The sequence below is a fragment of the Pantoea sp. X-Soil-YNGN-775 genome (genome assembly GCF_059730575.1).
The window spans coordinates 2,637,587-2,653,749 of sequence record NZ_AP035945.1 but is presented as its reverse complement, the minus strand read 5'-3'; the positions used below and the strand labels follow the sequence as shown (position 1 = coordinate 2,653,749).

The following is a 16,163-nucleotide window of genomic DNA, read 5'->3' as shown; positions in this document are numbered from 1 at the left end:
TCTTTGTAATAAGCCGGTGGGTACGCACCGGCTGAGGACACCTGGTGTTCAGTGGGCATTAGCCCATTTGAAGGATCACTTTGCAGCAGGTGCGCGGATCTTTTTCGAACAGCGTCATGGCGCGTTCAATCTCCTGCAACGGGAAATAGTGCGTGACCAGCTTCTCTGGCTGGATTAACCCTTTTTCCATCCAGTCAATCACCTGCGGAAAGCGGTTGCTGTTGAGACGTGAGGTAAACAGCGACAACTCTTTACTGGTGAGGCTTTGCTGGGTAATGCTGCAGGGCTCGCCGGAAAAGCCCAGCAGACCGATGCGTGCCGCCGGAGAGGCGAGGGCAGCCGCTTCTGCCAGAATGGTGGGATGGCAGGCCGCGTCGATAATCAGCGTCGGCTGAATGCCTTCCAGCTGCGCCGCCAGCGGGATCTCACTGTTGTTAAACAGCCGATCGGCCCCGTTCTGCTGCGCCAGCTCCAGCCGTTCCGGCAGACGATCCACCACCATCACTTCGCTGACGTTGTAGACCCCCTTCAGCACCTGGATGGCGGTCAGTCCCATTGGACCGGCCCCGTAAATCAGCGCCACATCCTGCGGTTGCGGCTGCAGGAAAGCGGTGATGTTAGCCGCAATGGTGAACGGCTCGACCAGGCTGGCCAGCCGGTCGGGGATCGCATCCGGCAGATGATGAGCGTTGCTGGCCGGCGCCAGCGCATATTCGCTGAAACCACCGTCGCGATGCACGCCAATCACCTGCAGTGAGGTACAGACGTTGGGGCGACCGACCGAGCAGGGGTAGCAGTGACCGCAGCTGACCACCGGGTCGACCGCCACGCGCTCGCCGAGCCGGGCTTGATCGACGCCTTCGCCCAGCGCATCAATCACGCCAAAAAACTCATGACCAATCACCCGCGGATATTTAGCAAACGGGTTGTGGCCGTGCCAGATATGCACATCCGAACCGCAGATGCTGGCATAGGCCACTTTGACCCGCACTTCACCGGCTGTTGGCTGCGGCAGAGCACGTTCAGCCAGCACCAGCTCGCCCGGTTGTTCAATCACCACACTTTTCATCAGGCTCTCCTTACCAGTTCCACAGCGTACCGTCTTCCAGACGGGCCACCGGCAGATAGGCGGGTTCATAGGGATATTTGGCAGCCAGCTTCTCATTGAACTCAATGCCCAGACCCGGTTTATCGCCCGGATGCATATAGCCCTGATCGAAGGTCCAGTTCGCCTCGAACAGCTCCATCATCTGCTCAGAGAAGCCCATGTACTCCTGCACACCGAAGTTCGGTACCCAGAGATCGAAGTGCAGCGCCGCCGCCATGCAGATGGGTGAGAGATCGGACGGGCCGTGTGAACCGGTGCGCACCTGGTAAAGTGAGGCGAAATCTGCGATGCGGCGCATGCCGGTAATGCCGCCCGCATGGGTGATGGTGGTGCGGATATAGTCAATCAGCTGCTCTTCAATCAGCTGTTTACAGTCCCAGATGCTGTTAAACACTTCACCGACCGCAATTGGCGTCACGGTGTGCTGACGGATCAGGCGGAAGCACTCCTGGTTCTCAGCCGGCGTCGGATCTTCCATCCAGAACAGGCGATAATCTTCCACGCTCTTACCGAAACGCGCCGCTTCAATCGGCGTCAGGCGATGGTGCATGTCGTGCAGCAGATGTTCATCGAAGCCAAATTTGTCGCGGATCGCTGCGAACAGTTTTGGCGTGAAATCGAGGTATTTCTCGGTGGACCAGAGCTGCTCTTCCGGCCAGTTGCCTTTGGTCGCCGGCTCGTAGGCCAGACCTTTGCCTTTGGCCATGCCGTAGGTGGTTTTCATGCCTGGCACGCCGCACTGGGCGCGAATCGCCTTGAATCCCAGCTCTTTGTGCTTCGCGTAGTCGTCCATCACTTCATCAATCGAATGACCGGTGGTGTGGCAATAGACCATAACGCCGGTGCGCGATGCGCCGCCCAGCAGCTGGTAAACCGGCATGTTGGCGGCTTTGCCTTTGATATCCCACAGCGCCATATCCACCGCCGAAATGGCTGACATGGTGACCGGACCGCGACGCCAGTAAGCGCCTTTATAGAAGTACTGCCAGATATCTTCGATTTGATGCGCATCGCGGCCAATCAGCTGCGGGCAAACGTGATCTTTCAGGTAGGAGGCGACCGGTAATTCGCGGCCATTCAGCGTGGCATCACCAATCCCGGTCAGGCCCTGATCGGTGGTGATTTTGACGGTGACAAAGTTTCTGCCTGCGCAGGTCACAAATACTTCAGCGTTAACAATTTTCATCCTGGTAGCCTTCAGTCAGCATTCAATGATGAAAAAATACGCGCTTTAATACTACCATACAAGTTGACCGGGCAGAGTTGTGAAGGCAATCACAAAGCGTTTACATTTGCCAAAAGAAAGGGGCTTTCGCCCCCTTGTCTGTGTATCAGGCCAGCAATGGGCACTGCGGCGGCAGGCGACAGCTCAGCGCGCCCGCCAGCACTTCAATCACAAACTCGCGGCCGGACAGCGGTTCGCCATCGAGGTTAAAGGTCATTTCATGCGGCGAACGGATAGTCAGCGACTCCAGCTGGGTGGTGACGATACCCGGATTATCATCATCACCGGTCAGCGAATGCAGCAGGGTTGGCAGCAGCTCCTGCGCGGTAACGATGCTGACATCCAGCCGTCCATCGTTAATCAGCGCTGACGGACAGAGGCGCTGTCCGCCGCCCGCCTGACGGCCATTGCCGATGCCGATCACCAGCGCATCGCCCTGCCACTGAAAGTCAGGTCCGCTGATTTCACAGGTATCGGGCTTCAGGGTATCCATCCGCATCAGACCGTGAATAAAGTAGGAGACGCCGCCGAGGGCGGACTTGAGCTTTTCCGGCGTTTCGGTGGTGATGCGGGTGCCAAAACCGCCGGTCGCCATATTAATGAAGTAGTGAGTCTGATTCACCCGCGCCAGATCGATGCTGCTGGCTTTGCCCTGGATCGCCAGCCGCAGCGCCGGTTCCATCTCTTCGGGAATGCCGACGCTGGTGGCGAAATCGTTGGCGGTGCCGAGCGGCAGAATGCCCAGTACCGGTCGATGGGCTGCGTCAGATGCCGCCAGCGCGGTGGCGATTTCATTGATGGTGCCGTCACCGCCGCCGGCGACCACGGTCTCGGCCTGCAGTGCAATCGCCTCTTTGACGTAGCGGTCGCCGTCCCCTTTTTCAAAGGTCACGCGCACGGCGATATCAAAGCCTTCTTCACGCAGCGAGCCGATCGCGTCACGCAGATCGTCATTGCCTGCGCCTTTTCCATTCAGGATCAGCAGCGTAAGCGATTTTTTATCCATTATCTGTTCCTTGAAGATCACCAGAGTGAGAAGGGGGGTTATAACACAGCTGACAGCTGAAAATTATTGGCGAAAGTGAGAAAAAAGAAAACCCGCACGGGGGAGCCGGGCGGGTGAATGAGGTGGTTCCAGTAATAACCTGCTGATTATTGTTACTCGTTAGCAGCAGGCGGGACTATAAGGCAGTGGCGCGCAGGGGTCTGTGATCCTGTTCTAACTTCGTCAAAATGTTTCAGATGGTAAACGATTTGCATGCGGATCGCGGGTGTCCTGACCGTGATCGAAGTTGCGCAGCAGCAGCCCAAAGCGCAAATCAACCTCTTCCGGCACCCGCAGCCAGACGCGGTGGCCGTCGCCCGGCGCAACGTCAATCGCCTCGCCGCGACCGTTTTGCAGCGCATCCAGCTGGCACAGCAGATTCCCGGCCGGGGTCATGATCTCCAGCGTATCGTGCAGCATAAACTTGTTTTTCACCGCCACTTCCGCCCAGGCATCCCGTCGCTCACCGGTGAACTCACCGACAAACTGCTGACGATCGGAGACCGAAAAGCCCTGCTGATAGTTCTGGTAGCTGTCGTGGGTGTGACGACGCAAAAAGCCTTCGGTGTAGCCACGGTGCGCCAGCCCTTCCAGCGTCTCCAGCAGCGAAGGATCGAAAGGTTTACCGGCGGCGGCATCGTCAATCGCCCGACGATAAACCTGCGCGGTGCGGGCGCAGTAATAGTAGGACTTGGTGCGGCCTTCAATCTTCAGCGAATGAACGCCCATCTGGCTGAGACGCTCGACGTGCGCCACCGCGCGCAGGTCTTTGGAATTCATGATGTAGGTGCCGTGCTCATCTTCAAAGGCGCTCATCACTTCGCCCGGCTTCATCTTCTCTTCCAGCAGAAAGACTTTATCCGTTGGCTGACCGAGGCCGAGGGTTGGTGTCACATCCTGCACCGGGATCGGCTGGTGAATACCGACGATGTTACCCACGTCATCCTGCTGGCCTTCTGCCACCTTATACTCCCAGCGGCAGGCGTTGGTGCAGGTACCCTGATTGGGATCGCGCTTATTCATGTAGCCGGAGAGCAGGCAGCGACCTGAATAGGCCATGCAGAGCGCGCCGTGGACAAACACCTCCAGTTCCATCTCCGGCACCTGCTGACGGATTTCGGCAATCTCCTCCAGCGACAGTTCGCGCGACAGAATCACCCGACTCAGCCCCATCTGCTGCCAGAATTTTACCGTCGCCCAGTTAACCGCGTTAGCCTGTACCGACAGATGAATCGGCATCTGCGGAAAGGCCTGCCGCACCAGCATGATCAGGCCCGGATCGGACATGATCAGCGCATCGGGCTGCATCGCCACCACCGGGGTTAAATCACGAATAAAGGTTTTCAGCTTGGCGTTATGCGGGGCAATGTTGACCACCACATAAAACTTTTTGCCCAGCGCGTGCGCTTCATCGATCCCTTTGGCGAGATTTTCATGGGTGAATTCGTTATTGCGCACCCGCAGGCTGTAGCGCGGCTGGCCAGCATAGACCGCATCGGCACCGTAGGCGAAGGCGTAACGCATGTTTTTCAGCGTGCCGGCAGGGGAAAGCAGTTCGGGTTTCATCGGGTTCTCACTGATGTCAGGTCAGTATGCCGCCTCAGGCGACAGCGGCAGGGCCGGTTGATGGCCCTGCTAAATGTGCGGAATTGTAGGCAGGGAAAAAACGGAAGTAAATTGATCGGGATCAAACTAGATCAAATGACAGACGTCAGCTTCCCAGCGATAACCCATTCCATAGACGGCGCGGATAAAGGGTTGTTCACTGTCGAGGCTCTCCAGCTTGCGGCGCAGGTTTTTAATGTGGCTGTCGATAGTCCGATCGGTCACCACCCGGTAGTCGTCATACAGGTGATTGAGCAGCTGCTCGCGCGAAAAGACTTTGCCCGGCTCCAGCGACAGGGTTTTCAGCAGGCGAAATTCCGCCGGCGTCAGATCCAGCGGCCGATCGCGCCAGCTGGCGACAAAACGGCCCTCATCCACCGTCAGCAGCGAGCTGTCCGGCACCGCTTCCGTGGCGCGTTTAACCCGCCGCAGAATGGTTTTCACCCGCGCCACCACTTCGCGCGGGCTGAACGGCTTGCAGATGTAGTCATCTGCGCCGATCTCCAGCCCGAGCAGCCGATCAATCTCTTCAGTACGGGCGGTAACCATGATGATCGGCAGTTCAGAATGACGGCGGATCTCGCGGCACAGCGTCAGCCCGTCGGTGCCGGGCAGCATTAAATCCAGCAGCATCAGATCGGGCGGCGACTGGCGAACGTAGTCCAGTACCGCATTGCCATCGGCAATATGGTGAGTGCGATAGTTCGAGGCGTGCAGATAATCGATCATTAACTGCGCCAGTTTGGGTTCGTCTTCGACCACCAGAATCAGCGGGTCGTGGTTTTCCTGGCTCATAAGCGCTTACACAGAGGGAACGTAGCGCAAGTGTAGCGCGATTTTCAGTCCACCTAAATCAGAGTGCTCTGCAGCGATGCGCCCGCCGTGCGCGTCAACGATGTTTTTACAGATCGCCAGCCCCAGTCCCGACCCGCCGCTGGCGCGGTTGCGCGACCCTTCGGTGCGGAAGAAGCGTTCGAAAATCTGGCTCTGATGTTCACCGTCAACGCCGGGCGCGCTGTCTTCCAGATCGATGCGCCAGTAAGGGGCTTCATACCAGAGTTTGACCTCGACCCGGCCACCACTGTCGGTATAGCGCAGGCTGTTTTCCAGCAGGTTGGTGAACAGCTGCATCAGCCGGTCAGGGTCGCCAAAGAACGGCGCTTCATCCGGTAAGCTCAGTTTCAGGCTTAAGCCGTAGGCACGATAGCGTTCAGCAAAGCTGCCGGCGGTTACCTCCAGCAACTGCACCAGATCGGTCGCCTGCTTGCGGTAGGCGAGGGCACCCTCATCGGAGAGCGACAGCTGATGCAGATCGTCCACCAGCTTGGTCAGCACCACCACTTCGCTCTGCAGCGAGGCGATCGCTTCCGGCGTCAGTTTACGCACGCCATCCTGCATCGCCTCCAGCTCGCCGCGCAGAATGGCCAGCGGGGTGCGCAGCTCGTGCGAGATGTCCGCCATAAAAGCGCGGCGCATGCTTTCATTTTTTTCCAGCGAACTGGCCAGCAGGTTGAAGTCACCGGCCAGCTGACCGAGTTCATCCTGACTGCCCACCTCAACCCGGGTGGCAAAATTACCGGCTGCCAGATGATGGGTCCCATCAACCAGTCGTTTAACCGGTGCCAGCAGGCCGCGCGCCATCAGCCAGGTGACCAGCGCGGCCAGCAACGTCGACAGCGCGACGATATACCAGCTGGTGCGTCGCTGCTGTTGATCAAAGTTGATGTCGGTGCTGCGCGTCAGCCGCTCCGGCGGCGAGCCGATCACCCAGCCCACCACTTTGCCGGTGCTGGTGGTGATATTACGCCGCGATCCCTCAGGCGGAACCGGTGAGCGCGGGCCGACCATCACTTTATATTGCTGATCGAGGATCCAGAACTGGGTGCGCCAGCCGTGCGGCGGTAGCTGATTATTGCTGTCGGGATTCTGCTCCAGCGAACGCAGAATATTGAACACCAGCCGATCGTTATGGCGCAGGAAATCCCAGTTGCCGTGCTGCTGATACTGATCGGCCAGCGCGTCACTCAGCAGGCTTAACCGCTGCTCATTGCCGCGTTTAATGTAGTCAACAAAGCCGTGCTCAAAGCTCAGGCGGACGCCCCAGTGCATGGTGATCAATATCAGCATGCAGGTCGAGAAGATCGCCATAAACAGTTTGGCGCCAATGCCGAGGCGCAGGTTACTCCTCATGACTTTCTCCGGCGTCGTAAGTCGACGTTTTTACTCACCTGCTGCGGCACGCGCCAGAACACCAGCGCCGGCAGGATAATGATCAGTGACATGCACAAATAGGCATAGATAAACATCTGGTGCTCCGCACTGCTGTCGCTGGCGGCATCCTGAGCAAACGCACCCAGCAGTAAGCCCGCCAGCGTCACGCCGATACTCATCGACAGCTGCATAATCATCGACAGCAGGCTATTGCCGCTGGAGGCGAGTTCATCGGGCAACTCTTTCAGCGTCAGGGTGTTCATCGAGGAGAAGCGAATGGCGTTGACCATCCCCTGCAGAAACAGCACCAGCGGCAGCAGCCAGACCCAGCCCATGATCGCCACCAGCGGGAACAGCAGCACCACCAGCGCCAGTGCAATGGTCGAAACCACCAGCACGTTGCGATAGCCAAACAGGTTAACGATGCGCACCACAATGCGCTTCATCCCCATGTTGCCGAGCACCATCGGGATCATCATCAGCCCGGCGTGAAACGGGCTGTAACCCATGCCGACCTGCAGGAAAATCGGCGTCATAAACGGTAGCATGCCGCTGCCGATGCGGCCGGTAAAGCTGCCGAGCAGGCCAATCGAATAGATGCGGTTATCAAACAGCTTCAGGCTGAACAGCGCATTGTCATTGCTGCGCGCATGCATCAGATAGAACAGCAGCGAGAACATGCCGATCAGGATCATCGCCCCGAGCAGCAACGGTGAGCCGCCACTGCTGCGCTGACCATCCAGCGCCAGGGTTAAGGTCGCCATGCCCGCCGCCAGCAGGATAAAGCCGGTGAAGTCGAATCGTCGGGTCTGCATCGCGTAGTTGGGCATCAGCATCAGGGTGGCCACGGCACCGGCAATGCCGACAGGTATATTGATCAGGAAAATCCAGTGCCAGCTGGCGTACTCCACCAGCACGCCACCCAGCGCCGGCCCCAGCAGCGGACCGATCTGCCCCGGCAGCGTGACAAAGGTCATCGCCGACATGTACTGCTCGCGCGGCACGATTTTCATCACCGTCAGGCGACCGACCGGCACCATCATCGCGCCGCCAATGCCCTGCACCACCCGCGACAGCACCAGCTGGTCGAGAGTGGTAGAGAGCGCGCACAGCAGCGATCCGAGGCTGAACAACACAATCGCGCTAAAGAAGATGTTACGCACGCCGAAGCGGTCTGCCAGCCAGCCGCTGACCGGCAGCATGACCGCCACCGTCAGCACGTAATAGACAATCACCGAGTGCATGTGCAGCGGACTGACGCCTAAATCGTGCGCCATCGCCGGAATGGCGGTGTTAACAATGGTGGTATCCAGCGTCTGCATAAAAAAGCCGATGGCGACTATCCATAATTGCCAGCGGACGTTTGCGCTCTGTGTACTCATCGTTCAGTCCCGAAATCGCGTCGCTTCGTTCTTCACCTGGCGCGACGCAGCGGCGTCGCACATCCCGTTATTGCTGTTGCGCCAGCGCCAGCGGACGCTTTTTACGCCGCAGCTTATCCATCATCAGGTAGACCACCGGCGTAGTATAGAGCGTCAGCAACTGGCTCATCACCAGGCCGCCGGCGATGGTAATGCCGAGCGGCTGCCGCAGTTCCGCGCCGTCACCGCTGGTCAGCACCAGCGGCAGCGCGCCAAACAGCGCCGCCAGCGTGGTCATCAGAATCGGCCGGAAGCGCAGCAGGCAGGCCTGAAAAATCGCCTCGCGCGCGCTGAGCTGGCCGTTGCGTTGTGCTTCAAGGGCAAAATCTACCATCATAATAGCGTTCTTTTTCACGATGCCGATCAGCAGCAGAATGCCGATCAGCGCAATCAGGCTGAACGGCGTATCGAACAACTCCAGCGCCAGCAGTGCGCCAACCCCGGCCGACGGCAGCGTCGACAGAATGGTGAGCGGATGGACATAGCTCTCATACAGCATCCCCAGCACGATATAGACCGCGCCAATCGCCGCCAGCATCAGCCACAGCTGGCTGCTCTGTGACTGCTGGAACACCTGCGCAGTACCGGCAAAACTGCCGCGTACGCTGGAGGGCACCCCGAGCGAGGTCATGGTGCGATCAATCGCCTCGGATGCCTGCGACAGCGACACCCCTTCCGGCAGGTTAAACGAGATGGTCGAGGCGGCAGAAAGCCCTTCATGATTGACCGACAGCGGGGCGTTGGCGGGCTGCCAGTGCGCAAACCACGACAGTGGAATCGCTTTACCTTCGCTGTTGATAACAAACATCTGCGACAGGGCGCTGATATCCTGGGTGTAGCGTGGATCGACCTCCATCACCACCTTGTACTGGTTAAGCGGCTGATAAATGGTAGAGATTTGACGCTGACCAAAGGCGTTATTCAGCAAGGCATTCGCTTCAGCGACGTTAATACCGAGTCGCGCCATACTTTCACGATCGTAGGTCAGGGCCATTTCGCTGCCTTTATCCTGCTGATCGGAGTTGACGTCCGCCAGCTGCGGCAGGGCGGCGAACGCCTGACGGATTTTCGGCTCCCAGCTGCGCAGGTCGTCGAGATCGTCCGACAGCAGCGAGTACTGATAACCGGCATTCGATTCACGGCCGCCGACCCGCAGATCCTGCACCGCATTCAGGTAGAGGTTAGCACCCGGCTCTTTCGCCAGTTTAACCCGCAGTCGGGCGATGACCGCCTGCGCGTTCTCTTTGCGCTCTGACAGCGGTTTCAGCGAGATAAACATTGAGCCGCTGTTGGTGCGCATCCCACCGGTAAAGCCGACCACGCTCTCTACCGCCGGATCGGCACCGACGATCTGCATAAAATCCTGCAGTTTACTGCGCATCGCCTGGAACGAAATGCTCTGGTCGGCCGAGATAAAGCCGGAGAGCCGACCGGTGTCCTGCTCCGGCATAAAGGTTTTCGGGATGCTGATAAACAGCCAGACGGTGAGGGCGATGGTGGCGAAAAACAGTAGCAGCACCCAGCGGGCATGGTTCAGCACCACGTTGAGCGAGCGGCCATAGCCCTGCTGAATCGCCAGCAGCAGCCGGCCCGAGCCATGCCGACGGGGCTGGCTGCCGGGTGCCGACGGTTTCAGCAGATATGCACACATCATCGGCGTCAGGGTCACCGAGATAAACAGTGAGATCACAATCGCCACCGACAGGGTGATGGCAAACTCGGAGAAGAAGCGGCCAATCAGCCCGCCAATCATCAGCAGCGGCAGGAAGACTGCAATCAGTGACAGACTCATCGACAGCACGGTAAAGCCGACTTCACGTACCCCTTTCAGCGCCGCGGGCAGCGGTTTCATTCCCGCCTCGACGTGGCGGGCGATGTTCTCCAGCACCACAATCGCATCATCGACCACAAAGCCGGTGGCGATGGTCAGCGCCATCAGCGACAGGTTGTTGAGGCTGAAGCCGCACAGGTACATCGCGGCGAAGGTGCCAATCAGTGAAACCGGCACCGCCACCGCCGGGATCAGCGTGGCGCGACCCGACCGTAAAAAGGCGAACACCACCAGGATCACCAGCGCGACGGCGATCACCAGCGATTGCTCCACTTCATGCAGCGAGGCCCGAATGGTGGGTGAGCGATCCTGAGCGATCTGCAGATCGATAGCGGCCGGGATCACCTCGTGCAGCAGCGGCATTTCGGCGCGGATGCGGTCCACCGTATCGATGACGTTTGCTTCAGGCGTTTTGCGGATCAGCAGCAGCACCGCCGGTTTACCGCGCGACATCCCGGCGTTGCGCACGTCCTGAACCGAGTCTTCGACTGTCGCCACGTCCGACAGTCTGACCGCCGCGCCGTTGTTGTAATGCACTATCAGCGGCTGATACTCACTGGCGGTCTGCAACGCATCGTTGGTACGCAACTGCCAGCGCTGCTGCGAATCATCCAGAGCGCCCTGCGGCCGTCGCTGATTGGCGTTGGAAATGGCGGTGCGCACCGCATCCAGCGACACGCCCTGATTAAACAGCGCCTGCGGATTGAGGGCCACGCGGACCGCGGGCAGCGAGCTGCCGCCGACCGTGACGTCACCGACGCCCTCGATTTGCGACAGTTTCTGCGCCAGCTGCGTCGAGGCGTAGTCATACAGCTGTCCCGGATTGTAGCTGTCCGAGGTCAGCGTCATGATCATAATCGGCGCATCTGATGGGTTCACTTTGCGATACGTCGGGCGCGACGGCATCCCGGTAGGCAGCAGGCTTTGCGCCGCGTTAATCGCTGCCTGCACATCACGCGCCGCGCCGTTGATGTCACGGTCGAAATCGAACACCAGAATGATGCGGGTGCTGCCGAGTGAGCTGGTGGAGGTCATTTCGCTCACCCCGGCGATGCGGCCCAGCGAGCGTTCAAGCGGCGTGGCGACCGACGAGGCCATGGTTTCCGGCGCAGCGCCAGGCAGCGAGGCCGAAATCACGATCACCGGAAAATCGACCTGCGGCAGCGGTGCCACCGGCAGCAGGCGAAAACCGAGGATGCCGGCCAGCGCAATCGCCAGCGTCAGCAGGGTCGTGGCGACCGGCCGATGAATGAACAGGGCAAAAAACTTCACTCTGCGGCCTCCGTGCGGCCGAGGCGACGGCGGGTGGCGTGCGCCAGCTGATCAAACAGCAGGTAGATCACCGGCGTGGTGAACAGGGTCAGCACCTGACTGACAATCAGACCGCCGACCATCGCAATCCCCAGCGGGTGACGCAGTTCCGCGCCGACCCCGGTACTGAGCATCAGCGGTAACGCGCCCAGCAGCGCCGCCAGCGTGGTCATCAGAATCGGCCGGAAACGCAGCAGGCAGGCCTGATAGATAGCATCGTAAGGCTGCATCCCCTGTTCACGCTCAGCCGCCAGCGCGAAGTCGATCATCATGATGGCGTTCTTTTTCACGATACCGATCAGCAGAATGATGCCGATGATCGCCACAATATCCAGCTCGTTGCCGCTGAGCATCAGCGCCAGCAGCGCCCCGACGCCCGCGGTTGGCAGCGTCGACAGTATGGTGATTGGATGGATAAAGCTCTCATACAGCACCCCGAGCACGATATACATCGCTACAATCGCCGCCACAATCAGCCAGACGGTGCTGCTCAGCGCCGCTTCAAACGCCAGCGTGCTGCCCTGGAACTGGGTCATCATTTCGGCGGGCATACCGAGCTGCGCTTCTGCCTGCGACACCGCTTTGACCGCATCTTCCAGCGAATAGCCGTCAGCCACGTTGAACGAGAAGGTCGCCGACGGGAACTGATCGAGATGGTTGATACTGAGCGGCGTATGACGCTGTTCAATCCGGGCAATGGTGCTGAGCGGCACGCTGCCGCCGTCGCTGCTGGCCAGACGAATGCCCTCCAGGCTTTGCAGGCCCGGCGTGGCGCGGTTGTCCTGCTCCAGCACTACGCGATACTGATTGGCCTGGGTATAAATGGTGGAGATCAGGCGCTGACCAAAGGCGTTATACAGCGCGTTATCCACGTCCGCCATGCTGATACCCAGCCGGCTGGCGCTGGCGCGATCGACATTGATATAGGCTTCCAGCCCCTGATCCTGCCAGTCGCTGCTGACATCCCGCAGTTGCGGCAGGGTATTCAGCTCGGCCAGCAGCGCCGGCACCCAGGTAGAAAGTGAGGCCAGCGAACCCGACTGCAGCGTGAACTGATAGGGCGTGCGGCTCGCCTGGGTATCAATGGTGAGATCCTGTACCGCCTGCAGCCATAGCTGCACCCCCGGAATCTCGCTGACCTGCTGTTGCAGCCGTTGCTGAATCACCGGGATCCGGTCCTCACGCTGGTCGAGCGGCTTGAGGTTGATTTGCAGACGCGCACTGTTCAGCGAGGCGTTGGTGCCGTCCACCCCGACAAACGAGGTCATGCTCTGCACCGCCGGATCTTTCATGATGATTGAAGCTACATCGCGGGTGCGCTCGGCCATGCTGGCGTAGGAGACCGACTGCGGTGCCTGCAGCGTGCCCTGAATAATGCTGTTGTCCTGCTGCGGGAAAAAGCCTTTCGGAATCATCATCCACAGCAGCACGGTCAGCACCAGGGTGCCAAGCGCGACCGATAAGGTCAGCCATCGATGATTAAGCACCCGGCGTAAACCGCGGCCGTAAACCGCAATGATGCGCTCAAACATCGCTTCGCTGGCGCGTGAGAAACGGTTCTGCTTACGCAGCGAGTCGGCGCTCAGCATCCGGGCGCACATCATCGGCGTCAGGGTCAGCGAGACCACCGCCGAGATCAGAATCGCCACCGCCAGCGTCACGGCAAACTCGCGGAACAGGCGGCCAATCACATCGCCCATAAACAGCAGCGGGATCAGCACCGCAATCAGTGAGAAGGTCAGGGAGATGATGGTAAAACCGATTTCGCCTGCGCCTTTCAGCGCCGCGGTTAACGGTTTTTCCCCTTTTTCGATGTAGCGGGAGATGTTCTCAATCACCACAATCGCGTCATCGACTACAAAGCCGGTGGCGATGGTCAGCGCCATTAAGGTCAGGTTGTTGATCGAAAAGCCGAGAAAATACATCGCCGCAAAGGTGCCGATCAGCGACAGCGGCACCGCAACTGCCGGGATCAGCGTGGCGGGCACGTTGCGCAGGAACAGGTAGATGATCATCACCACCAGCGCCATCGCCAGTATCAGCTCATACTGGGTATCGCTGACCGAGGCGCGGATATTGGTGGTGCGGTCGGTCAGCAGTTTGACCTCGACCGATTTTGGCAACGCCGCCGTCAGCGCGGGCAGCATGGCGCGAATATTGTCGGCGGTAGCAATGATGTTGGCACCTGGCTGACGCTGCACGTTGAGCACAATCGCGGCGTCGCGGTTGGCCCAGGCACCCAGCCAGCTGTTCTCTGCGCCTTGCTCAATGGTGGCGACGTCACCCAACCGCACCGGCGCGCCGTTGTTGTAGCTGATGATCAACTGACGGTAATCTTCCGCCGATTTCATCTGGTCGTTGGCCGACAGGGTAATCGAGCGCGTCGGCCCATCCAGGCTGCCTTTAGCCGAATTGACGTTGGCGTCGCTGATGGCGGTACGCACCGTCTCGCTGGTCAGGCCAAGCGCCGCCAGCGCCTGGGCGTTCATTTTGACCCGCACCGCCGGACGCTGACCGCCGGACAGGGTCACCAGCCCGACGCCGCTGACCTGAGAAATTTTCTGCGCCACCCGGGTTTCCACCATGTCCTGAACCTGGGTCAGCGGCATGCTGCGGGTGGTAACGGCCAGCGTCATGATCGGCGGATCGGCCGGGTTCACTTTGCTGTAGACCGGCGGGTTGGGCAGATCGTTGGGCAGCAGGTTGGTGGCGGAGTTAATCGCTGCCTGCACTTCCTGTTCCGCCACGTCGAGCGGCAGGCTGAGCTGGAACTGCAGCGTCACTACCGATGCGCCGCCCGAACTCTGCGACGCCATCTGCTTCAGGCCCGACATCTGACCGAACTGACGCTCCAGCGGTGCGGTAATGGATGAGGTGACGACATCCGGACTGGCACCCGGATAGAGGGTGACCACCTGAATAGTCGGATAATCAACTTCCGGCAGCGCCGAAACCGGCAGGAAGCGATAGCCCAGCACGCCTGCCAGCAGAATGGCAATCATCAACAGCGTGGTGGCTACCGGACGCAGAATAAACTGGCGCGACGGTCCACCGCTGTGATCGGGAGGCATTACCTGCATTACTCACGCTCTCCCTTCGACGGCAGCGCCGCACGGCTACTGCGCGGTGCGGTACTTTGCGCCGCGACAATCTCAACTTTCGCGCCTTCGGTCAGGCGATCCAGGCCATCGGTCACCACCCGTTCACCCGCTTCCAGCCCGGCGCTGATCACCACTTTCTGGCTATCCTGCAAGCCGGCAATCACGCTTTTCTTGCTGACTTTGTTATCGATGTTGACCACCCAGACGAAGTGCCCTTCATTGCCCATCTGCAGCGCGGCGGCCGGAATAACCACCGCATCCTGCAGGGTATTGACCTTCAGCCGGACGTTAACGAACTGATTGGGGAACAGCGCATCGTCCTGATTATCGAAGCGCGCTTTGATCTTAATGGTGCCGGTGGTGACATCAATCTGATTATCGAGGCTCAGCAGTTTACCGCTGGCAATCAGCGCCTGATTGCTGCGATCCCAGGCTTCAACCAGCAGCGGCTCACCGCTTTTCTGCGCCTGCAGAATCTGACTGATGTTGTTTTCGGCGAGGGTGAACACCACGTCAATCGGCTGGGTCTGGGTGATGACCACAATGCCGGTGGTATCACCGCTGGTGACGTAGTTGCCGACGTCAACCTGCTTCAGACCGACCCGGCCGGCGATCGGCGCGGTAATCCGGCTGTAGGTCAGATTAAGCTGGGCGCTGGCGACGCTGCCCTGGTCGGCTTTCAGGGTGCCGAGGGTTTCACTGACCAGCGAGCGCTGGGTATCCAGCTCCTGTTGCGACACCAGCGAACTTTTCGCCAGCTTTTCGAAACGCGCCAGGTCGCGGCGGGCGTTCGCCAGCGTGGCCTGATCTTTTGCCAGCTGACCCTCGGCCTGGGTTAAGGCTACCTGATACGGGCGCGGATCGACTTCTGCCAGCAAATCGCCTGCTTTGACCTGCTGGCCTTCGGTAAAGTGAATCGCCAGCAGATCGCCGTTAACCCGGCTGCGCACCGTGGCGGTATTGGCGGCGGTGACGGTGCCTAATCCGCTCAGGTACTGCGGGACGCTCTGGCTGGTGGCGCTGGCGGCCTGAACCGGGGCCAGCGGACGACGCGCGCCGTCAGCGCCGCCTTTGCCTTTGCCACGCGGCGCGCGTGCGCCACTCTGCTGGTCGGTCTGTGGCTCAGCAGCGTGCTGCCACCAGTAATATCCGCCGACGGCAGCGGCAATCACCACCAGCACAATCAGGCTCTTTTTCATAACAGGATGTCGGGTGCTCATTATTTTGCTTGCTCTCCAGCAGTGATGTAGTCCCAGGCGCAGGCATCAAACGGGTAGCCTGCAAACGACAGATTGTAGTCGCCTC

Annotated in this window: 10 protein-coding genes; all 10 read right to left on the bottom strand. The window is 59.7% G+C overall.

From position 1 onward, the window contains the following. Positions 1–58: 58 nt before the first annotated feature. A complete protein-coding gene (locus AC6I8I_RS12480) occupies positions 59–1,069 on the bottom strand; it encodes a Zn-dependent oxidoreductase (RefSeq protein WP_312055464.1) in 1,011 nt (336 codons plus the stop codon). A 10-nt stretch (positions 1,070–1,079) separates the two neighbouring features. Next, positions 1,080–2,294 (bottom strand): D-mannonate dehydratase ManD, encoded by a 1,215-nt coding sequence (gene manD, locus AC6I8I_RS12475; protein ID WP_031377175.1) that lies wholly within the window; start codon positions 2,292–2,294, stop codon positions 1,080–1,082. Positions 2,295–2,439: 145 nt separating this feature from the next. Next, the gene (gene yegS / locus AC6I8I_RS12470) at positions 2,440–3,339 is read right to left on the bottom strand and encodes a lipid kinase YegS (RefSeq protein WP_312055465.1); all 900 of its coding nucleotides are present in this window, start codon (positions 3,337–3,339) and stop codon (positions 2,440–2,442) included. Positions 3,340–3,561: 222 nt separating this feature from the next. Then, positions 3,562–4,944 carry a prephenate-dependent tRNA uridine(34) hydroxylase TrhP gene (trhP, locus tag AC6I8I_RS12465; protein ID WP_312760292.1) on the bottom strand — a complete coding sequence of 461 codons (1,383 nt, stop codon included), beginning with the start codon at positions 4,942–4,944 and terminating at the stop codon, positions 3,562–3,564. Between the two features lie 126 nt (positions 4,945–5,070). Then, a complete protein-coding gene (gene baeR / locus AC6I8I_RS12460; RefSeq protein WP_031377173.1) occupies positions 5,071–5,778 on the bottom strand; it encodes an envelope stress response regulator BaeR in 708 nt (235 codons plus the stop codon). A 6-nt stretch (positions 5,779–5,784) separates the two neighbouring features. Next, a complete protein-coding gene (gene baeS, locus AC6I8I_RS12455) occupies positions 5,785–7,173 on the bottom strand; it encodes an envelope stress sensor histidine kinase BaeS (protein ID WP_312055467.1) in 1,389 nt (462 codons plus the stop codon). Then, the gene (locus AC6I8I_RS12450; protein WP_312055468.1) at positions 7,170–8,576 is read right to left on the bottom strand and encodes an MFS transporter; all 1,407 of its coding nucleotides are present in this window, start codon (positions 8,574–8,576) and stop codon (positions 7,170–7,172) included. The genes baeS and AC6I8I_RS12450 overlap by 4 nt, the downstream gene beginning before the upstream one ends. A gap of 67 nt (positions 8,577–8,643) precedes the next feature. After that, positions 8,644–11,718 (bottom strand): multidrug efflux RND transporter permease subunit MdtC, encoded by a 3,075-nt coding sequence (gene mdtC, locus AC6I8I_RS12445; protein ID WP_497820337.1) that lies wholly within the window; start codon positions 11,716–11,718, stop codon positions 8,644–8,646. Further along, the gene (locus AC6I8I_RS12440; protein WP_312055470.1) at positions 11,715–14,837 is read right to left on the bottom strand and encodes an MdtB/MuxB family multidrug efflux RND transporter permease subunit; all 3,123 of its coding nucleotides are present in this window, start codon (positions 14,835–14,837) and stop codon (positions 11,715–11,717) included. The genes mdtC and AC6I8I_RS12440 overlap by 4 nt, the downstream gene beginning before the upstream one ends. After that, positions 14,837–16,078, bottom strand: coding sequence for an MdtA/MuxA family multidrug efflux RND transporter periplasmic adaptor subunit (locus AC6I8I_RS12435; protein ID WP_312055471.1), 1,242 nt, complete (start codon positions 16,076–16,078; stop codon positions 14,837–14,839). The genes AC6I8I_RS12440 and AC6I8I_RS12435 overlap by 1 nt, the downstream gene beginning before the upstream one ends. Positions 16,079–16,163 lie beyond the last annotated feature (85 nt).

Bases quoted from the DNA above. Each gene is read 5' to 3' on its own strand.
- AC6I8I_RS12450 (WP_312055468.1), bottom strand. From the start codon at position 8,576: ATGAGTACACAGAGCGCAAACGTCCGCTGGCAATTATGGATAGTCGCC.
- baeR (WP_031377173.1), bottom strand. From the start codon at position 5,778: ATGAGCCAGGAAAACCACGACCCGCTGATTCTGGTGGTCGAAGACGAA.
- yegS (WP_312055465.1), bottom strand. From the start codon at position 3,339: ATGGATAAAAAATCGCTTACGCTGCTGATCCTGAATGGAAAAGGCGCA.
- AC6I8I_RS12435 (WP_312055471.1), bottom strand. From the start codon at position 16,078: ATGAGCACCCGACATCCTGTTATGAAAAAGAGCCTGATTGTGCTGGTG.
- baeS (WP_312055467.1), bottom strand. From the start codon at position 7,173: ATGAGGAGTAACCTGCGCCTCGGCATTGGCGCCAAACTGTTTATGGCG.
- manD (WP_031377175.1), bottom strand. From the start codon at position 2,294: ATGAAAATTGTTAACGCTGAAGTATTTGTGACCTGCGCAGGCAGAAAC.
- trhP (WP_312760292.1), bottom strand. From the start codon at position 4,944: ATGAAACCCGAACTGCTTTCCCCTGCCGGCACGCTGAAAAACATGCGT.
- AC6I8I_RS12440 (WP_312055470.1), bottom strand. From the start codon at position 14,837: ATGCAGGTAATGCCTCCCGATCACAGCGGTGGACCGTCGCGCCAGTTT.
- AC6I8I_RS12480 (WP_312055464.1), bottom strand. From the start codon at position 1,069: ATGAAAAGTGTGGTGATTGAACAACCGGGCGAGCTGGTGCTGGCTGAA.